16 protein-coding genes are annotated in these 18696 nt (G+C 71.0%); 7 read left to right on the top strand and 9 right to left on the bottom strand.

Annotated elements, in window-relative coordinates; genetic code table 11:
- Positions 1-79 precede the first annotated feature (79 nt).
- The 4 genes from ACGFW5_RS05790 to ACGFW5_RS05775 all read right to left on the bottom strand — a co-directional run bounded on the left by ACGFW5_RS05790 (position 80) and on the right by ACGFW5_RS05775 (position 5989).
- Positions 80-2254, bottom strand: a complete 2175-nt coding sequence (locus tag ACGFW5_RS05790; protein ID WP_393832918.1) for a 3-hydroxyacyl-CoA dehydrogenase NAD-binding domain-containing protein — start codon at positions 2252-2254, stop codon at positions 80-82.
- 40 nt (positions 2255-2294) lie between these two features.
- Positions 2295-3509, bottom strand: coding sequence for an acetyl-CoA C-acetyltransferase (locus tag ACGFW5_RS05785; RefSeq protein ID WP_393832917.1), 1215 nt, complete (start codon positions 3507-3509; stop codon positions 2295-2297).
- A 156-nt stretch (positions 3510-3665) separates the two neighbouring features.
- The gene (locus tag ACGFW5_RS05780; protein WP_393832916.1) at positions 3666-4808 is read right to left on the bottom strand and encodes an acyl-CoA dehydrogenase family protein; all 1143 of its coding nucleotides are present in this window, start codon (positions 4806-4808) and stop codon (positions 3666-3668) included.
- Positions 4805-5989 carry a CaiB/BaiF CoA transferase family protein gene (locus ACGFW5_RS05775; protein WP_393832915.1) on the bottom strand — a complete coding sequence of 395 codons (1185 nt, stop codon included), beginning with the start codon at positions 5987-5989 and terminating at the stop codon, positions 4805-4807. Before ACGFW5_RS05775 ends, ACGFW5_RS05780 begins: the two co-directional genes overlap by 4 nt.
- A 300-nt stretch (positions 5990-6289) precedes the next feature.
- Here ACGFW5_RS05775 and ACGFW5_RS05770 point away from each other — a divergent pair, with 300 nt between their 5' ends.
- Positions 6290-7471 carry a saccharopine dehydrogenase family protein gene (locus ACGFW5_RS05770; protein ID WP_393832914.1) on the top strand — a complete coding sequence of 394 codons (1182 nt, stop codon included), beginning with the start codon at positions 6290-6292 and terminating at the stop codon, positions 7469-7471.
- Positions 7472-7483: 12 nt separating this feature from the next.
- On the opposite strand, the gene ACGFW5_RS05765 is transcribed toward ACGFW5_RS05770, so the two are convergent.
- Positions 7484-8206: an endonuclease V gene (locus ACGFW5_RS05765; protein ID WP_393832913.1), complete on the bottom strand. Its 723-nt coding sequence runs from the start codon at positions 8204-8206 to the stop codon at positions 7484-7486.
- A gap of 259 nt (positions 8207-8465) precedes the next feature.
- Between ACGFW5_RS05765 and ACGFW5_RS05760 the strand changes: the two genes are divergently transcribed.
- Both ACGFW5_RS05760 and ACGFW5_RS05755 read left to right on the top strand, forming a co-directional pair.
- Positions 8466-8885 (top strand): GNAT family N-acetyltransferase, encoded by a 420-nt coding sequence (locus tag ACGFW5_RS05760; RefSeq protein WP_393832912.1) that lies wholly within the window; start codon positions 8466-8468, stop codon positions 8883-8885.
- Between the two features lie 85 nt (positions 8886-8970).
- Entirely contained in the window at positions 8971-9270 is a 300-nt protein-coding gene (locus ACGFW5_RS05755) for a YciI family protein (protein WP_393832911.1), read from the top strand.
- Between the two features lie 88 nt (positions 9271-9358).
- Here the strand turns inward: ACGFW5_RS05755 and ACGFW5_RS05750 are convergent, their stop codons facing one another.
- Complete coding sequence (locus ACGFW5_RS05750) at positions 9359-10432, bottom strand: YCF48-related protein (protein WP_393832910.1); 1074 nt, start codon at positions 10430-10432, stop codon at positions 9359-9361.
- 345 nt (positions 10433-10777) lie between these two features.
- Between ACGFW5_RS05750 and ACGFW5_RS05745 the strand changes: the two genes are divergently transcribed.
- The 3 genes from ACGFW5_RS05745 to ACGFW5_RS05735 all read left to right on the top strand — a co-directional run bounded on the left by ACGFW5_RS05745 (position 10778) and on the right by ACGFW5_RS05735 (position 15031).
- Positions 10778-11194 (top strand): SsgA family sporulation/cell division regulator, encoded by a 417-nt coding sequence (locus ACGFW5_RS05745; RefSeq protein ID WP_393832909.1) that lies wholly within the window; start codon positions 10778-10780, stop codon positions 11192-11194.
- Between the two features lie 672 nt (positions 11195-11866).
- Positions 11867-13507 carry an ABC-F family ATP-binding cassette domain-containing protein gene (locus ACGFW5_RS05740; protein ID WP_393832908.1) on the top strand — a complete coding sequence of 547 codons (1641 nt, stop codon included), beginning with the start codon at positions 11867-11869 and terminating at the stop codon, positions 13505-13507.
- 555 nt (positions 13508-14062) lie between these two features.
- Positions 14063-15031: an acyl-ACP desaturase gene (locus ACGFW5_RS05735; RefSeq protein WP_393832907.1), complete on the top strand. Its 969-nt coding sequence runs from the start codon at positions 14063-14065 to the stop codon at positions 15029-15031.
- Between the two features lie 173 nt (positions 15032-15204).
- On the opposite strand, the gene ACGFW5_RS05730 is transcribed toward ACGFW5_RS05735, so the two are convergent.
- The 3 genes from ACGFW5_RS05730 to ligD form a co-directional block, all read right to left on the bottom strand.
- Positions 15205-15456 carry a WhiB family transcriptional regulator gene (locus ACGFW5_RS05730; RefSeq protein ID WP_393832906.1) on the bottom strand — a complete coding sequence of 84 codons (252 nt, stop codon included), beginning with the start codon at positions 15454-15456 and terminating at the stop codon, positions 15205-15207.
- Between the two features lie 61 nt (positions 15457-15517).
- Complete coding sequence (locus ACGFW5_RS05725; protein ID WP_393832905.1) at positions 15518-16309, bottom strand: VOC family protein; 792 nt, start codon at positions 16307-16309, stop codon at positions 15518-15520.
- A 107-nt stretch (positions 16310-16416) separates the two neighbouring features.
- Positions 16417-17433: a non-homologous end-joining DNA ligase gene (gene ligD, locus ACGFW5_RS05720; protein ID WP_393832904.1), complete on the bottom strand. Its 1017-nt coding sequence runs from the start codon at positions 17431-17433 to the stop codon at positions 16417-16419.
- Positions 17434-17488: 55 nt separating this feature from the next.
- On the opposite strand from ligD, the gene ACGFW5_RS05715 reads away from it, so the two are divergent.
- Positions 17489-18565 carry an ATP-dependent DNA ligase gene (locus tag ACGFW5_RS05715; protein ID WP_393832903.1) on the top strand — a complete coding sequence of 359 codons (1077 nt, stop codon included), beginning with the start codon at positions 17489-17491 and terminating at the stop codon, positions 18563-18565.
- The last annotated feature ends 131 nt before the right edge of the window (positions 18566-18696 follow it).

Raw genomic sequence — 18696 nt, 5'->3', positions numbered from 1 at the left:
AGAGCGTGTGTCTCCGGGGCGGTTTCACCGTCCTCCCGTGGGCGCACGGTGCGCGTCGTCCACGACCGCGCGTCCGTTCCTAGGCGTCCTGGAACTTCTCGCCGTTCTCTGCCTTCGTCACCAGGAGGGCCGGCGGCTGGAAGCGCTCTCCGTAGCGTTCGGCGAGCTCGCGGGCGCGCGCCACGAAACCGGGCAGACCGCCCTCGTACCCGTTGATGTACTGGATGACGCCGCCGGTCCAGGCGGGGAAGCCGATACCCATGATCGAGCCGATGTTGGCGTCGGCGACCGAGGTGAGGACGCCCTCCTCGAAGAGGCGCACGGTGTCCAGGGACTCGGAGAAGAGCATCCGCTCCTTCATGTCCTCGAACGGGATCTCGTGACCCGGCTTCGTGAAGTGCTCGCGCAGGCCGGGCCAGAGCTTGCCCCGCTTGCCGTCCGCGCCGTACTCGTAGAACCCGCCGCCCCCGCTGCGGCCGGTGCGGTCGAACTCGTCGACCATGCGGTCGATGACCGCGTCCGAGGGGTGGCCGGGCCAGACGCCGCCCGCCTCCTCGACGGCCCGCTTCGTCTCGTTGCGGATCTTGCGCGGCAGGGTCAGGGTCAGCTCGTCCATCAGGGAGAGGACCTTGGCCGGGTAGCCGGCCTGGCCCGCGGCCTGCTCGATGGACGCGGGCTCGATGCCCTCACCGACCATCGCGACGCCCTCGTTGATGAACTGGCCGATCACGCGCGAGGTGAAGAAGCCCCGCGAGTCGTTCACGACGATCGGCGTCTTCTTGATCTGGCGGACCAGGTCGAAGGCGCGGGCCAGGGCCTCGTCGCCGGTGCGCCCGCCTTTGATGATCTCCACAAGCGGCATCTTGTCGACCGGTGAGAAGAAGTGCAGACCGATGAAGTCGGCCTGGCGCGAGACGCCCTCGGCGAGGCCCGTGATCGGCAGCGTGGAGGTGTTGGAGCACAGGAGCGCGTCGGGCTCGACGATGTCCTGGATCTCCTGGAACACCTTGTGCTTGAGAGCGGTGTCCTCGAAGACCGCCTCGATGACGGCGTCGCAGCCCGCCACCGCCTGGGGGTCGGCGGCCGGTGTGATCCGAGCGAGCAGCGCGTCCCGGTCGGCCTCGGTCGTACGCCCCCGTGAGAGCGCTTTCGCGAGCAGCTTCTCGGAGTACGCCTTGCCCTTCTGGGCGGCTTCGAGCGACACGTCCTTCAGGACCACCTCGATCCCGGCCCGGGCGCAGGAGTACGCGATGCCGGCGCCCATCATGCCGGCGCCGAGGACGGCGACCTTGCGGACGGGGCGCGGTTCGATGCCCTGGGGGCGGCTGACGCCGGAGTTGACGGCTTGGAGGTCGAAGAAGAACGCCTGGATCATGTTCTTCGACGTCTGCCCGGTGACGAGCTCGGTGAAGTACCGGGCCTCGATGGTGAGAGCGCTCTCGAAGTCGACCTGGGAGCCTTCGACGGCCGCCGCCAGGATGTTGCGCGGCGCCGGGTAGGGCGCGCCCTGGAGCTGCTTCTTGAGGTTGGCCGGGAAGGCGGGCAGGTTGGCGGCGAAGCGGGGGTTGGACGGCGTGCCGCCCGGGATCTTGTAGCCCTTCATGTCCCAGGGCTGGTGGGACTCGGGGTGGGCGTCGATGAACGCGTGCGCCCTGGCCAGCATCTCCTCGGGTGTGGCGGCGACCTCGTGCACGAGAGCGTTCTCAAGGGCGCGCCGCGGGGAGTACTGGGTGCCCTGGAGCAGCACCTTGAGCAGGGCGTCCGCGATGCCCATGAGGCGCACGGTGCGGGTCACGCCGCCGCCCGCCGGCAGCAGTCCGAGGGTGACTTCGGGCAGGCCGATCTTGGAACCGGGCGCATCGAGCGCGATGCGATGGTGGGCGGCGAGCGCGATCTCGTAACCGCCGCCCAGGGCCGCGCCGTTGATGGCGGCGACCACCGGCTTGCCGAGGGTTTCGATGCGGCGCAGCGCGTTCTTGATGGCGGTGCCGGTGTCGAAGGCCCGCTGGGCGAGTTCGGGGCCGACCTGGATCATGTCCTTGAGGTCGCCGCCCGCGAAGAAGGTCTTCTTCGCGGAGGTGTAGATGATGCCCCGGATGGAGTCCTTCTCGGCCTCCGCGCGCTCCGCGACGGCCGCGATGGAGTCCCTGAACGCCTGGTTCATGGTGTTGGCGGACTGGTTGGGGTCGTCGAGTACGAGGGTGACGACGCCGGTCTCGTCCTGTTCCCAGCGGATGGTCGTGCTCTTCGTCATTGCTGAATTCTCCGTATGAGGGGATGCCGGGGCGGGACGGTCAGACACGCTCGACGATGGTGGCGACGCCCATGCCGCCGCCGACGCAGAGCGTGGCGAGTCCGTAGCGCAGATCGCGGCGCTCCAGTTCGTCGACGAGGGTGCCGAGGATCATCGCGCCGGTCGCGCCGAGGGGGTGGCCCAGGGCGATGGCGCCGCCGTTCACGTTGACCTTGTCCAGGCTGAGGCCCATGTCCGCGACGAAGCGCAGCACGACCGCGGCGAAGGCCTCGTTGATCTCGACGAGGTCGATGTCGTCGATGGTCAGACCGGCCTTGGCGAGCGCCTTGCGGGTGGCGGGCGCGGGGCCCGTCAGCATGATGGTGGGCTCGGAGCCGGAGACCGCGGCGGCCACGATGCGGGCCCGCGGGGTCATTCCGTAGCGCTCTCCGACCTCGCGGGAGCCGACGGCGACGAGGGCCGAACCGTCCACGATGCCCGAGGAGTTGCCCGCGTGGTGGACGTGGTCGATCTCCTCGACCCAGTGGTACTTCTGGAGCGCGACGGCGTCGAAGCCGCCCATCTCGCCGATGCCGGCGAACGACGGCTTGAGGCCGGCCAGCGAGTCGGCGGTGGTGCCCGGGCGCATGTGCTCGTCGTGGTCGAGGACGACGAGGCCGTTGCGGTCCTTGACGGGGACGACGGACCGGCCGAAGCGGCCGTCCTTCCAGGCGTCGGCCGCGCGCTCCTGGGACAGCGCCGCGTACTCGTCGACGTCGCGGCGCGAGAAACCCCCGAGAGTGGCGATGAGGTCGGCGCCGATGCCCTGCGGGACGAAGTTGGTGTCGAAGTTGGTCATCGGGTCGGCGAACCAGGCGCCGCCGTCGGAGGCCATCGGGACGCGTGACATCGACTCGACGCCGCCCGCGAGCACCAGGTCCTCCCAGCCCGAACGGACCTTCATCGCGGCCAGGTTGACGGCTTCGAGGCCGGAGGCACAGAAGCGGTTCTCCTGGACGCCGGCGACGGTGTCGGGCAGCCCGGCGGCGATCGCCGCGATGCGGGCGATGTCGGAGCCCTGGTCGCCGACCGGGCCGACGACACCGAGCACGATGTCGTCGATGGCGGCCGGGTCGAGGCCCGGGAAGCGGGCCTGGATCTCGTGGATCAGGCCGACGACCAGGTCGATCGGCTTGGTGCCGTGCAGGGCGCCATTGGCCTTGCCGCGTCCGCGGGGGGTGCGGATCGCGTCGTACACATACGCTTCGGTGCTCAACGTCGGGCCTTTCGGGTGAGGGTGGTTCGTGAGAGCGCTGTCAGCCGGGCTGAGGAGCGGGCGTCAGCCGGGCTGAGGAGCGAGTGTCAGCCGGGCAGGGAGCGGGCGGTCAGCCGGGCTGGGGAGCGATCGGTCAGCCGGGCAGGAAGCGGCCGGTCAGCCGAGCAGGGAGCGGCCGATGATCTCCTTCATGATCTCGGTCGTGCCGCCGTAGATCGTCTGGATGCGGCCGTCGGCGAAGGCCTTGGCGACCCGGTATTCGGTCATGTAGCCGTATCCGCCGTGCAGTTGGAGGCACCGGTCGGCCACGCGTTTTTGCAGTTCGGTGGCCCACCACTTGGCCATGGAGGCGTGCACGGCGTCGAGCTCCCCGCAGGAGTGGTCGACGATGCAGCGGTCGAGGAAGGTGCGGGTGACGGCGCACTCGGTGGCCATCTCGGCGATCTCGAACCGGATGTGCTGGAGCTTGGAGAGCGGTCGGCCGAAGGCTTCGCGCTCCTTGACGTAGCTCGTGGTGATCTCCAGGAGGTGTTCGGCGGCGGCGATCGCGGCGACCGCGATGCCCATCCGTTCCTGCGCGAGGTTGGTCATGAGGTGGACGAAGGCGCCGTTGAGTTCGCCGAGGAGATTGTCCTTCGGGACGCGTACGTCGTGGAAGAACAGCTCGGCCGTGTCCTGCGACTTCTGGCCGATCTTGTCGAGGTTGCGGCCGCGCTCGAAGCCTTCGGCGCCTCGTTCCACGACGATGAGGGACAGGCCCTTCGCGCCGCCCTCGGGAGTGGTCTTCGCGACCACGACGACCAGGTCGGCGAGGATGCCGTTGGAGATGAACGTCTTGGAGCCGTTGAGCAGCCAGTGGTCGCCCTGGTCGTCGGCGGTGGTGCGGATGCCCTGGAGGTCGGATCCTGCGCCGGGTTCCGTCATGGCGATGGCGGTGATCAGGGAGCCGTCGCAGAAGCCCGGCAGCCAGCGCCGCTTCTGTTCCTCGGTGGCGAGCCCGGTGAGGTAGGGCCCGATGATGTCGTTGTGCAGGCCGAGCGCGAGGCCGGCGGCTCCGGCGCGGGCGAACTCCTCGGCGAGGACGGCGCTGTAGCGGAAGTCGGCCTGTCCGCCGCCCCCGTACTCCTCGGGGACGGCGAGGCCGAGCAGCCCTTGCTTTCCTGCGGCGAGCCAGGCCTGGCGCGAGACGATGCCGTCCTTCTCCCACTGCTCGTAGTGCGGCAGGACCTCCTTGGCGAGGAAGGTGCGGACGGTCTCGCGGAACGCCTCGTGCTCGGCACTGAAGATCTGCCGTTTCAACTCAAGCCTCCTGTACGGGAGTTGGCGCCAGGTTCATGGTGGGTCCCGGCAGGCCCCGGTCGGCCCACGGTGAGTCCCGGCAGGTCCCAGTCGCGGGCGACGTCCGCCGTGTCGGCGCCGGGCAGGGCGGGGGGCCTGTGGATGGATCCGGGGGTGGCGGAGAAGCGGGGTGCGGGCGCGGGCTGGGTGATGCCGCCGTGCCCGGTGAAGGTGGCGCGGGCCGCCAGGTGGGGGTGGTGCGGCGCCTCCGCGAGGGAGAGAACGGGGGCGACGCAGGCGTCCGAGCCCTCGAACAGGGCCGTCCACTCCTCGCGGGTCTTCGTGCGGAACCTTTCGGCGATCACGGTGCGCAGACGGGGCCAGCGGGCGAGGTCCTTGCGGGCGGGAGCCTCGTCCTGGATGCCGAGGACGCGGACGAATTCGTCGTAGAACCGCTGCTCCAGGGAGCCCACCGCCATGTACTGGCCGTCGGACGTCTCGTACGTGCCGTAGAAGGGGCAGCCGCCGTCGAGCAGGTTGGCGCCGCGCCGGTCCTGCCAGCCGCCGGCCGCCAGCATGGCGTGGATCATCGTGGTGAGATGGGCGGTCCCGTCCACGATCGCCGCGTCCACGACCTGTCCCGCTCCGCCGCCGCGTGCGTGCTGGAGGGCGGCGAGGACGCCGATGACCAGGTAGAGCGAGCCGCCCGCGTAGTCGCCCACGAGGTTGGCCGGGACGACGGGCGCCCCGTCCGCCTCGCCGATCATGCCGAGCGTGCCGGTGATGGCGATGTACGCGATGTCGTGTCCGGCCCGCTGGGCGAGCGGCCCGTCCTGGCCCCAGCCGGTCATCCGGCCGTAGACGAGGGCCGGGTTGCGGCCGAGGCAGTCCTCGGGACCGACGCCCAGACGCTCGGCGACGCCGGGCCGGTACCCCTCGATCAGGATGTCGGCGCGCTCGACGAGATCGAGGACAAGGCCCGGTCCTTCCGGCGCCTTGAGGTCGATGATCACGGAGCGTTTGTTGCGGTTGGTCAGGTCGTGCGCCGGGTCGACTCCGAGGCCGGCGCCGCCCGGGCGGTCCACGCGCACCACGTCGGCGCCGAGGTCGGCGAGGAGCATGGCGGCGAACGGGCCCGGCCCGATGCCCGCCAGCTCGACCACGCGCACCCCGGCCAGCGGGCCGGTTCCTGTCGCTGCCATCAAGCCCCCAGCACTGTGACACAACTGATGTAACATCAATGATGCTAAGAACACGTTCCACTCCGCACAACCCCCCGTGAGCAACCGCTCAGCATGGCGGGCCGGCCCAGGGGTGGCGGTTGCCCCGGTACGCCGGTCTTGCCCGGCGCCCCCTCGCCGCGTCGGTCACGTCGGCGCGGGCCCGGATGCCACGAGCGCACGCCGCACGCTAGCCTCACAACCCGGCATCGGCCGACGGCGTCACCAGGCAGCAGAAGTGCGGAGGCACAGGTGGAACCCTCGAAGCGGACTGAGGCACAGGTGGAACCCCCGAAGCGGACTTACGACATCGTGCTGTTCGGCGCGACGGGTTTCGTCGGGGCGCTGACCGCCCAGTACCTCGCGGTCCACGCGCCGGAGGGCTGCCGGTGGGCGATCGCGGGCCGCAGCCGCAGCAAGCTGGAGCGGCTGCGCGAACGGCTCACGGAGCTGAATCCGGCGTGCGCCACACTGGCGCTGGTCACCGCCGACTCGACCGACCCGGCCTCGCTGCGCGCGCTCGCCGAGTCGTCGCGGGTCGTCGCCACCACCGTCGGCCCCTACATCTGGTACGGCGAGGGCCTGGTCGAGGCGTGCGCCGAGGCCGGCACCGACTACCTCGACCTGACGGGCGAGCCGGAGTTCGTCGACTCGATGTACGTCCGTCATGACGCGCGGGCCCGCGAGCGGGGAGCCCGCCTGGTGCATGCCTGCGGCTTCGACTCGGTGCCGCACGACCTCGGTGTCCAGTTCACCGTGCACCAGCTGCCGGCCGGGTCTCCCCTGCGCGTCGACGGCTTCGTACGGACCAAGGCGATGTTCTCCGGCGGCACCCTGGCCTCCGCGCTGACCGTCCTCGGGCGTGGTGCGCAGACCGCGAGGGCCGCACGGGAGCGCCGCCTGCACGAGCCGCGCCTGGTGGGACGGCGGGCCCGCGCCCCGCTCGGCGCGCCGCACTTCAGCAAGGAGACCGGCGTCTGGGCGCTGCCCATGCCCACCATCGACCCGCAGATCATCGCCCGCTCGGCGGCCGCCGACGAGCGGTACGGACCCGACTTCCGCTACCGGCACTTCGTCGCGGTCAGGCGCCTGCCGGTCGCCATCGGCGGCGTGGTCGCGGCCGGCGCCGTCGCCGCTGCCACCCAACTCCCGCCCGCGCGCACGTGGCTGATGAACCGTTACGAGGCGGGGCAGGGCCCGGACGAGGCACGGAGGCGGCGCAGCTGGTTCACGGTCCGCTTCGTCGGCGAGGGCGGCGGCCGCCGGGTCTTCACCGAGGTGTCCGGCGGCGACCCGGGCTATGACGAGACGGCGAAGATCCTCGCCGAGGGCGCGCTCTGTCTCGCCTTCGACGAACTCCCCGACCGCGTCGGCCAGTTGACACCGGCCACCGCGATGGGCACAGCCCTGACCGAGCGGCTGCGGGCCGCCGGGATGCGCTTCAGGGTCGCGGACGCCCGCTGAAACCGGGCGGGCTCAGAGACCCGACTGCGGCCGCTTCAGGCCCTGTTGGGCGTCCTTGAGGGCTCGGCGGCACAGCGAGTCGGCGTGCCGGGTGGACTCGGGGATGCGGTAGCGCCGGGCGAGCGCGAGGGTGTGGGCGCAGGCACCGTCCAGGCTCACCCGGTGACCGACCGAGACGAAAACGGGCTTGGTGGCGTCCTGCGTGCGCAGGGCGCGGCCGACCTCGGCGCCGTCGTCGGCGAGCAGCGGGGAAGTGTCACCGCGGCGGGGCCCCGGCGGCTCGTAGGTGAAGGTGAACGGGTTCTTGGCGACGCCGATGACGGGGAGCCCGGTGAGTACGCCGAGGTGGCTGGCGAGGCCGAACCGGCGCGGGTGGGCGAGCCCGTACCCGTCGCAGATCACCGTTCCCGGGCCGGAGTCGAGCCGTTCGAGGGCGGCGAGCACGGTGGGGATCTCGCGGAAGGCGAGGAGCCCGGGAACGTAGGGGAAGGCCACCCGGCCGACGGCGGTGGCCTCCTCGACGACCTCCAGGGTCGCGGCATCGAGCACCACGGCGGCCGCGACGACCAGGTCGTGCTCGTCGTCGTACGCCACATCGACGCCGGTGACGAGGCCGCTGCCCGGCTCCGGTCCCCTCTCGTCCCGCACGACCCGGTCCCGCAGCTCGTCCTGCACGGCGAGCGCGGTCGCCTCGTCGCGCGGCCAGCCGTCCGGAACCCCCGTGATGATCTCCATGGCGCCCACCTTAGGCGCTCCGCCGGGGCGTCGATTTCCGGCCGCGGCCCGCGCCGAGCGGCCGCCTCCCCGCTCCGGTCGCGGCGCGCGACGGTTCCTGTCGGCCCGTCACGGCATACCCCGTCCCCCTCCCGGCCGGCCGTCCTGGCGGGGCCGCTTTCCACCCGTGCCAGTCCCGGCCCGACCGTCGCGCGGACCCCGGGCAAAGACTCGGGGCGGCACTGTCGAAACCGCGCACCCCACACCTACCATGTAAGGCATGAACGACACTCTCAGCCATTACGAGCTACGGGAGGGCGTGCCCTCCCCCGAGACGTTCCGGCACCTGCGCACCGTCGCCGGCCTGTCCGACCGGTCCGCCGAGGCGGTGGCCCTGGCGCTGCCCAACACCTGGTACGGCGTACTCCTGTACGCGGCCGGAGAACCCGTCGGCATGGGCCGGATCATCGGCGACGGGGGCACCGCCTTCCAGGTCACCGACGTCTGTGTCCACCCGGCCCATCAGGGCCGCGGCCTCGGGAAGCGGATCATGGCCGCGCTGACCGCGGAGCTGGAGCGCAGGGCGCCCGCGACCGCCTATGTGTCCTTGATCGCGGACGGCGAAGCACGCCGCCTCTACGGGCAGTTCGGCTTCCTTGAGACCGCTCCCGACTCGGTGGGCATGGCCCGCATGCTCTGAGACCCCGCACGCTCTGAGACCCCGCACGCTCTGAGACAGCGACACGGAACGGAGCGCCGGACCGGCCAGGAGTAGCCTTTCGATCATGTTCATACTTGAGCTCACCTACATCGCTCCCCTCGACCGCATCGACGACCTGCTCGACACCCATGTCGTCTGGCTCAACAAGCATTACGAGGCGGGCGTCTTCATCGCGTCGGGGCGCAAGGAGCCGCGCGACGGCGGCGTCATCCTGGCCGTCGGGGACGACCGTGCGGCGATGGAAGAGCTCGTGGCGAGCGACCCCTTCCTCATCAACGGCCTGTGCACCTACCGGATCACCGAGTTCCTTGCGACGAAGGTGGCGCCCGAACTCGCCCCGTTCCAGCAGACGTTGCCGAGCTAGGGCCTTTCGTTCGGGGGGAGGCCGGATCAGGTCGGATCAGGGAGCGGTGCCGGGCCCCGCGAGCCCGGCACGATCCCCGCGCAAGGGCTCAGCCCGCCAGGCGCGCGACCCGGCCCTGCTCGCCGGCGGCCCAACAGCCGCCGTCCACGGCGCAGTCGACCGTGTCGTACGAGCCGGTGTCCACGGTGCGCCAGGTGCGGCCGCCGTCCCGGCTCACATCGGTGCCGGTGGGTCCGACGGCGAGCGCGGCCGAGCGCGAGTGCGGCAGCCAGGCGACGCCCGAGCGGTACCCGGCGACGGGTGTCGCCGCCGGGCGCCAGCGGTGGCCGCCGCCCCCGGTGACCGCCGAGGCGTTCGGTGACGGCTGCCCCGCCCGGTAGTCACCGCCGACCGCGATGCCGTGCGTGCGGTCGCGGAAGGCGAGGCCGAACACGCCGCGGGCCGGGTCGCCGGCCGGGATGCCCGATTCGGCGGCCGTCCAGGTGAGTCCCCGGTCGCCGGAGTGCAGAACGCGTCCGGTGGCGCCGCCGCCCGTGGCGAGCCACACATCCCTTGGCCCGGAGGCCACCAGGCACTGACCGCTCGCGGCGAAGCCGGCCTCCCCCGGCTGCGCGGCCGGCATCCCCGCGCTGGGCAGGACCTTCCAGGAGCGCCCACCGTCCGCGGTGGACAGGATGCGGTACTTGCCGTCGACGGGGTCGCTCATCGCCAGGCCATGGCGAGGGTCGAAGAAGGTCAGACAGTCATAGAACGCCTTCGGGTCGGTGTTGCGGAACGACTCGCTCCAGGTGGCTCCGCCGTCCTCGGTGCGGTAGACCCGGGATGCCTCGCCCTCGCCGATGGCGAGCACCACGGCCCGTCGGCCGTCGAAGGCCTCCACGTCCCGGAACTCCAGGCCGGCCGCGCCCGCCGGGGAGACGTTCTGCCAGGTGCGGCCGCCGTCCGAGGTCCGCAGGACCGTGCCCTTGGTGCCCGCCACCCACGCGGTCGACCGGCTGACCGCCGCGAGTCCGCGGAAGCGGGCATCGCTCGCGGTGTCCTTCATCTGCCAGCTCGGCGTGCGGTGGTCGTGCGCCTGGGCCGGCGCCGTCAACGCGGCCGTCAACATCAGCCCGCCCAGCCCCACCGAAAGCATGCGTCGCGTCTTCCCCATGGACCTCATGGCGTCGGAAGCTAGCCGAGCCCGTCCCACCCGTCCAGAGCGCCTACGCCACCGGTCCCGGACGCCGGGGCGCGCGGACGTACGCGAGCTGCGCCGAACACCCCGTCGACGCCCTGCGACGGATGTTCGGGCAGCCGAAAGAATTGAGCCATACGAGACACGGGTGACGCGGTGTGGCTGAGGTGAGAGGGGGAATCAGCGCTATTACGACCAATCCGCCCCGCGAGCCGCGCGTCGACGGTCGGCAGTGATGCACGTCACGTGAACCTCCGGTGCACGCAACGCTGAATTTCGACGTCTCTCCGGGCGGCAGGAGAGAACCCCCGAGGCTGAGGGAGCAGGGCTTTGTCCACCGTCATCGAGCAGCCCGTCCAGGTACGCCTGATCGCGTCCGCGCCCCGCATGGAAACCGTGCCCGCGACCCTGCGCTACGACCCCGACGACCCGTTCGCCGTCCACATGGTGTTCCCGGCGCCGGCCACCCTCGAAGGCGCCGACGTCTCCTGGGAGTTCGCCCGCGAACTGCTCGAAGCGGGCATCGAAGGACCCGCCGGGGTCGGCGACGTACGGGTGCGCCCCTACGGCTACGACCGGACCGTCCTGGAGTTCCACGCCCGCGAGGGCGTCGCCATGGTGCACATCCGCACCTCCGAGGTGCGCCGCTTCCTCAAGCGCGCCCAGCTCCTGGTTCCGGCCGGCCGGGAGCACCAGTACCTCGATCTGGACGGGGACCTCGCCGTGCTGCTGCGCGACGCCTGCTGACCCGGCGCGACCGGAAGCCTGGCCGAGAACTCTGTCCGAGAACCCTGCCCGGACCCGCCGACCGGGCCCGTCGGCCGAGCCCGCCGACTGGACCTGCGGATCGAGCCCGCCGACCGGACCTGCGGATCGAAGCTGCGGATCGAAGCTGAGGGGCTGAACCTGCTGGGCCGAGCCCGCTGCCCGAGCCACTGACCGATCCGCAGACCGCATCGCTGCCCAAGCCGCCGATCGGGCCAATCGGCCCAGCCAGTCGGTCCAGTCGGTCCAGTCGGTCCAGTCGGCCCAGCCGGTCGGCCTGCCCGCTGGTCGCGCCACGCTCGGCAGGCGCCCCCTCCCGCACCGCCTCCGTTCCTGCCCGGCCGCGGCGGTGCCCCGCCCCCTGCTGCCCCGGCGGACCCGCACACCCGCCGACGGGGCCCCGTTAATTGGTTTGCGGGACCGTCGGAACGCGGCGTACCTTCGTGACTGGCCCTGTTGTCGTCGAATGGAGCAGGACGTTGCTCGTCTGAGGCCCTGAGACACCGCACCGCGCACTCCCTTCCGTGTCGCGCGCGTCCGGTGTGACCTCTGCCTCCGAGCCATGTCCTCCACGACCAGGGCCTTCTTCGTGCCCTGAGCGGTGTCTCAGAACCCCCGTTGCCCGCATTCCTTCCCCGCAACCGGGAGACCCGTATGTCACATCCCCCTCTTCAGATCAGCTCGGCCGCGCTGTCCTTCGCATGGCCGGACGGCACCATCGTCTTCGAAGACCTCCAACTCGGCGTCGGCCCCGGACGCACCGGCCTCGTCGGCCTCAACGGATCAGGGAAATCGACCCTGTTGAAGCTGATCGCCGGGGCCCTCACCCCGACGGTCGGCCACGTCAAGATCGCGGGCGAGATCGGATACCTGCCACAGAACCTGGTCCTCGACACCGCGCTGCGCGTGGACGAGGCGCTGGGCATCGACGCGGTACGGGCCGCCCTGCACGCGATCGAGGGCGGCGACGCGGACGAGCGGCACTTCGAGACCGTGGGCGACGACTGGGACGTCGAGGAGCGCGCCCGCGCGACCCTCGATCAGCTCGGCCTCGGCGCCATCGGCCTGGACCGCACGATCGGCGAGGTCTCGGGCGGCGAGTCGGTGCTGCTGCGCCTGGCCGCCCTGCTCCTCAGGCGCCCGGACGTCCTGCTGCTGGACGAGCCCACGAACAACCTGGACCTGCCCGCCCGGCAGCGCCTGTACAACGCCGTCGACGCATGGAACGGCGTACTCCTGGTCGTCAGTCACGACCGCGAGCTGCTTGCCCGGGTGGACCGCATCGCCGATCTGCGGGAGGGCCAACTCGCCTGGTACGGAGGCAACTTCACGGACTACGAGGAGGCGTTGCGGGCCGAGCAGGAGGCGGCCGAGCGGATGGTGCGCGTCGCCGAAGCCGATGTGCAGCGTCAAAAACGGGAACTCTCCGACGCCCAGGTCAAGTTGGCGCGGCGCCAACGTTACGGACAGAAGAGCTACGACAACAAGGTGGTGCCGAAGATCGTCGCCAACAACCGCCGGCGCGAGGCTCAGGTGTCCGCGGGCAAGCACCGCATCCTCCAGACCGAACGCCTGGGCCAGGCGCGCGAGCGGCTTGACCAGGCGGTGGAGGCAGTGCGCGACGACGAGGAGATCCGTATCGAGCTCCCCCACACCACCGTGCATCCGGGCCGCCGCGTCCTGACCCTGACCGATCTCCAACTCCCCTACGGCGCAAGGGTGGAGGGCGAGCTCGATGTGCGCGGTCCCGAACGGATCGCGCTGGTCGGCCGGAACGGGTCGGGCAAGACGACCCTGCTCAGGACGCTCGCGGGGCAGCTGGAACCGGTTGCGGGAGAAGCGGTGGCCCATGTGCCGTTGCGGTTCCTGCCGCAGCGCCTCGACGTGCTCGACGACGCGCTGAGCGTCGTGGAGAACGTGGCCCGCTATGCGCCGGGGGCGACGGACAACGCGATCAGGGCGCGGCTGGCGCGCTTCCTGTTCAAGGGGGCCAGGGCGGAGCGACCGGCGGGGACCCTGTCGGGCGGAGAGCGCTTCCGCGCCGCACTCGCGGCGCTGCTGCTGGCGGAGCCTGCGCCCCGGCTGTTGATGCTGGACGAGCCGACGAACAACCTGGACATGGCGAGTGTGAGCGCTCTCAAGGCCGCGCTGGACGCCTATGAGGGCGCGCTGATCGTGGCCAGCCACGATGTGCCGTTCCTGGAGTCGATCGGCGTCACCCGCTGGCTGCTGCTCGACGGCGAGCTCACCGACACCACGGCGGAAGCGGTCAGGGAGGGGCTGGCGGTGGGCTGAGCACGCCGAGAGCATCCACCGCGGCGCGGTCCGTCTGCCGAGGCGCCGAGGAGCGGACCGCCGACCCGGGCCCGCTTCCTCGGGGTCGGGGCGCCGACCCGGGCTCGTCCCCTCGGGGCCGGGTCGGCGACCCGGGGCCGCTTCCTCGGGGCGGGGCGCGGACCTGGGCTCGTCCCCTCGGGGTCGGGTCGGCGACCCGGGGCCGCTCCTCCCAGGCCGGAGCCCCCGGGCCGGAATCGCTCCCCGGGCCGGGACCGCCGACCCGGGATCGCTCCCCCGGGGCCGGGGCCGGCGACCCGGGATTGCCCCCCCCGGGGCGGGGGCCCGGTTCGCTGTATCCCCCGTCACAGGACGGCGGATGCGAACGGACCGCACTGGAGGTGACTTGCCTCTCGTTTCACCGCACCTACCAGCACATATAACAGAACGTAGCTGGGCGAAGAGGATGACGGACTTGGCTGGGCGCTTATGGCCGCCTTAACCTACGGTTTCGTAACCTACGTATGCGTAGGTACGCCTGCCGTCCCCCCTTTTCCGTCCCCCTGGAGCACACCCGTGACGATCACTTCTCCCCACCTCGGCAGTTCGGACGCGTGGACCGACGCCCGGCTGCTGTTCGCGCTGGAAGAGGTAGTCGAAAAGGAGCTCAACCGGCACCTCAAGGTCGCCAAGGACTGGATGCCGCACGACTACGTGCCGTGGTCGGACGCCCGTAACTTCCCCGGCCTCTTCGAGGACGGGGAAGCCTGGGAGCCCCAGCAGTCCAAGGTCACGGACCTCGGCAAGATCGCCCTGGTGGTGAACCTGCTCACCGAGGACAACCTGCCCAGCTACCACCACGAGATCGCCTCGCTCTTCGGCCGCGACGGCGCCTGGGGCACGTGGGTGCACCGCTGGACCGCCGAGGAGGGCCGGCACGGCATCGTGATGCGCGACTACCTGCTCGCATCCCGGGCGGTGGACCCGGACAAGCTGGAGCAGTTCCGGATGGCGCACATGAGCGAGGGCTTCGAGTCGGACAACCGGCACTCGATGCTGCACTCGGTCGCCTATGTCGCCTTCCAGGAGCTGGCCACGCGGGTCTCGCACCGCAACACCGGCCACCAGTCGGGCGACCCGGTCTGCGACAGGATGCTCGCCCGGATCGCGACCGACGAGAACCTGCACATGGTCTTCTACCGCAACCTGCTCGGTGCGGCGTTCGAGCTCGTCCCGGACCTGACGATGCAGTCGGTGCGCGACGTCGTCGTGAACTTCCGGATGCCCGGCCACGGCATGCCGGGCTTCGAGCGGGCCGCGGCGCAGATGGCGATCGGCGAGGTCTACAACATGCGGATCCACCACGACGACGTGCTCCAGCCGGTGCTGCGCTACCTCAAGGTCCTGGAGATCGACGGGCTCGGCCCCGAGGGCCTGAAGGCCCAGGAAGAGCTCGGCATGTACATGGGCGGGCTCGACTCCGAGGCGTCCAAGTTCGACGAGAAGCTGGCCGCGCGCAAGGCACGCATGGCGGCCCGCCGCTAACAGCGTGCCCGACGCTGAGCCCCAGCGCCGAGCCCCAGCGCCGCGCCCCGGCGATGGGCTACGGCGATGGGCTACGGCGATGGGCTACGGCGCTGAGCCCCGGCAGTGACCTACGGCGCTGAGCCGGAGTTCTGAGCCATTACGAGAGCGCGGCGCCGCACGGCGCCGCGCTCTTATCGCTGTTGGGTGCGTTGCAGGACCAGCCGCTCCCGCTCGGAGAGGCCGCCCCACACCCCGAATCGCTCGTCGTTGGCAAGGGCGTATTCGAGGCAGGCCTTCCGTTGCTCGCAGGCTCCGCAGAGCTGCTTGGCCTCGCGCGTCGAGCTGCCCGGCGCCGGGAAGAAGAACTCGGGTCCGGCCTGAGCGCACAGCGCGCCTTCCTGCCAGGTGAGTTCCGCGGCGGAGTTGATGGTGTTGTTCAACATGCCGACCACGCTGCCGGGCACTGATCAACGTCCGGTCAACGAACGGTGAACGCCCGCGTTTCTAGGACGAGGGCGCCGCGCTCGTGAGGAAGGCGATGCGTGCGCCGAACGGGTCGGCGACCTTGCACAGCCGGCCCACGCCCGCCACATCCATGGGGGCCATGCGGACCGTGCCGCCCAGCTCCCGCGCCTTGGCGGCGGTCGCGTCGGCGTCGGCCACTTCGATGTACGGCATCCAGTAGGCGCCCGCTTCGGCTTCCAGGGCGTCGTTGTCGAGCGGGATGACTCCGCCGAACATGGAGTCGGGCCCGGCCGCGGCCGGATTGACTGTCGTGTACGTGCCGCCGGGGAAGGGCACCTCGAAGGTCTCCCAGCCGAACACCGCGTGGTAGAAGCCGGTGGCCGCCTTGACGTCCGGGGTGTACAGCTCGATCCAGGACAGCGTGTCGCGCTCACCGGCGGCACCCATGCCGCTCATCTGCTGGGGCTGCCACGCCGCGAAGCCGACACCGGCCGCGTCCTGGAAGAACGCGCTGCGGCCGAGCTCCATGACGTCGACGGGCTGGACGGTGACACTGCCGCCGGCCTGCTCGACCGACGTGGCCGTGGCTTCGATGTCCGGCGTCTGGAAGTACACGTTCCACGCGGGATCGCCCTGGTCGGGCGGGACCGTCATGCCGCCCGCGATGACTGTGCCCCCGGCCTGGAACGTTCCGTACCCGCCCACCTCCGGCCCGCCCGGCTGGTACGTCCAGCCGAAGACACCGGTGTAGAAGGCGGCCGCGGCGCCGATGTCCGGCGTGCTGAGGTCGAACCAGCTGGGAGAGCCCGTGACGTAACGGGTGGTGAGCATGATGAGCTCCTTCGGGTGTCCCGTTGTCCTGCCATCTTGAGTCTTGCACCGGGCACTGACCATTCGGGCACGGCGGTCGACGGACCGCCGCGAAGGGCCGACGGCGTCTAGGTGTCCTTGGCGGCGCGGCTCGGCTGTACCCGCTTGGGCTCTCCCGGCATCTTGGGGTAGTCCGGCGGGTACGGCATGTCGCCGAGCCGGTGATCGTGTTCGTCGCGCTCTGCGAGTTCGAGCAGTGGCTCCAGGCCGAACGCGTGGTCGTCCATGTCCGCGTGCAGATCGCCCAGTTCGGCATAGCGGGCGGGCATGGTCCGCAGGTCGAAGTCCTCGGGATGCACGTCGTCGAGCTCGTCCCAGCGAAGCGGCGCCGAGACCGGGGCGTGCGGCTTGGGACGCACCGAGTAGGCAGAGGCGATGGTGCGGTCGCGAGCGGTCTGGTTGTAGTCCACGAAGATCCGCTCGCCGCGCTCCTCCTTCCACCAGGCGGTGGTGACCCGGCCCTCCATGCGACGCTCCAGCTCGCGCCCGAGGGCGATGGCACAGCGGCGCACCTCGGTGAACGTCCAGCGCGGCTCGATCGGAACGAAGACGTGGACGCCTCGTCCTCCGGACGTCTTGGGCCAGCCCGTGATCCCGAACTCCCCGAGCAGCGCCCGCAGTTCATGGGCGACGGGGACTGCGTCGTCGAAGTCGGTGCCGGGCTGCGGGTCCAGGTCGATCCGGAGTTCGTCGGGGTGGTCGGTGGCCTCGCGCCGCACCGGCCAGGGATGGAAGGTCAGGCAGCCGAGCTGGGCGGCCCACAGGACCGCGGCGGGCTCGGTGGGGCAGATCTCGTCGGCGTGGCGGCCGCTCGGAAATTCGATCTTGGCGGTGGGGATCCAGTCGGGCAGGTTCTTCGGCGCCCGCTTCTGGAAGAACGACTCGCCGTCGACGCCGTCGGGGTAGCGCTCCAGCGTGGTGGGGCGGTCGCGCAGGGCACGTGTGATGCCGTCGGCGACGGCCAGGTAGTACTGGGCCACGTCCAGCTTGGTGTAGCCGGGCCCCGGAAAGTACACCTTCTCCGGATTGGACAGCCGCACGGTCCGCCCGCCGACCTCCAGCTCGATCGCCTCACCCTTGCCCATGCAGGCCACGGTAGGCGGAGGGCGCCAATGGCGCATATCGGTGAGGATCGGATGTATGGATCTCCCGGTGATGCCGCCAGTCAAGCCGATGCTCGCCAAGTCCGTGGCGAAGATTCCGCCCGGGATGCAGTACGAGGCGAAGTGGGACGGATTTCGGGCAATCGTGCACCGCGACGGCGCCGAGGTCGTCATCGGCAGCCGCAACGGCAAGCCACTGACCCGTTACTTTCCCGAGCTGGCCGACGCGCTGGCGGAGCGGCTGCCCGAACGCTGTGTGGTGGACGGCGAGATCGTCATCGCGCACGAGGGGCGCCTGGACTTCGACCGGCTCACCGAGCGCATCCACCCCGCCGCGTCCCGGGTGAAGCTGCTCGCCGAACAGACCCCGGCGAGTTTCGTCGCGTTCGACCTCTTGGCGCTCGGGGACGCGGCGCTGCTCGACACCCCGCTGGCCGAGCGGCGGTCGATGCTTGCCAAGGCTTTGAGAGCGGTTCCAGCGCCGGTGTATCTGGCCCCCGCCACGACCGACATCGAGGTGGCCCGCCGTTGGTTCGAGCAGTATGAGGGCGCCGGGCTCGACGGGGTCGTCGCCAAGCCGCTCGATTTGCCCTACCGGCCCGACGCCCGACTCATGTACAAGATCAAACACGAGCGCACGGCGGATGTGGTGGTGGCCGGCTACCGCCATCACAAGAGCGGTCCCGTGGTCGGCTCGCTCCTGCTCGGCCTGTACGACGCGCAGGGCGCGCTACAGCACGTCGGCGTGTGCGCGGCGTTCCCGATGAAACGCCGCGCGGAGCTCATCGACGAGCTCGCGCCGCTGCTCATGGACGACCCCGTGAGCGAGTCCCACCCATGGGCCGCGTGGGCCGAGGAGGCCGCACACGAAGGCGCTCGGCTGCCGGGTGCGACCAGCCGCTGGACCGGCAAGAAGGATTTGTCGTGGCTGGCGTTGCGGCCGGAGCGGGTGGTGGAGGTGGCGTACGACCACATGGAGGGCGACCGATTCCGGCACACCGCGCAGTTCCGGCGCTGGCGCCCTGACCGCGCTCCCGACAGCTGCACGTACGCCCAGTTGCAAGAGCCGGTCGGCTACGACCTCGCGGAAGTCCTTTCGTCGGGGGGTGGGTGATCGTCGCGGGGGTGATTGCAACGGAGAGCGGGGCTCGTCACCGAGATCCGTGCTCGCCATAGAGATCGGTGCTCGCCACGGAGACCCGTGCTCGCCATGGAGATCGGCGCTCGCCACAGAGATCGGTGCTC

The organism is Streptomyces sp. NPDC048416 (assembly GCF_043200435.1).
Taxonomy (GTDB): domain Bacteria; phylum Actinomycetota; class Actinomycetes; order Streptomycetales; family Streptomycetaceae; genus Streptomyces.
The sequence above is the reverse complement of the archived record's forward strand: the minus strand, read 5'-3'. Positions and strand labels throughout refer to the sequence as shown.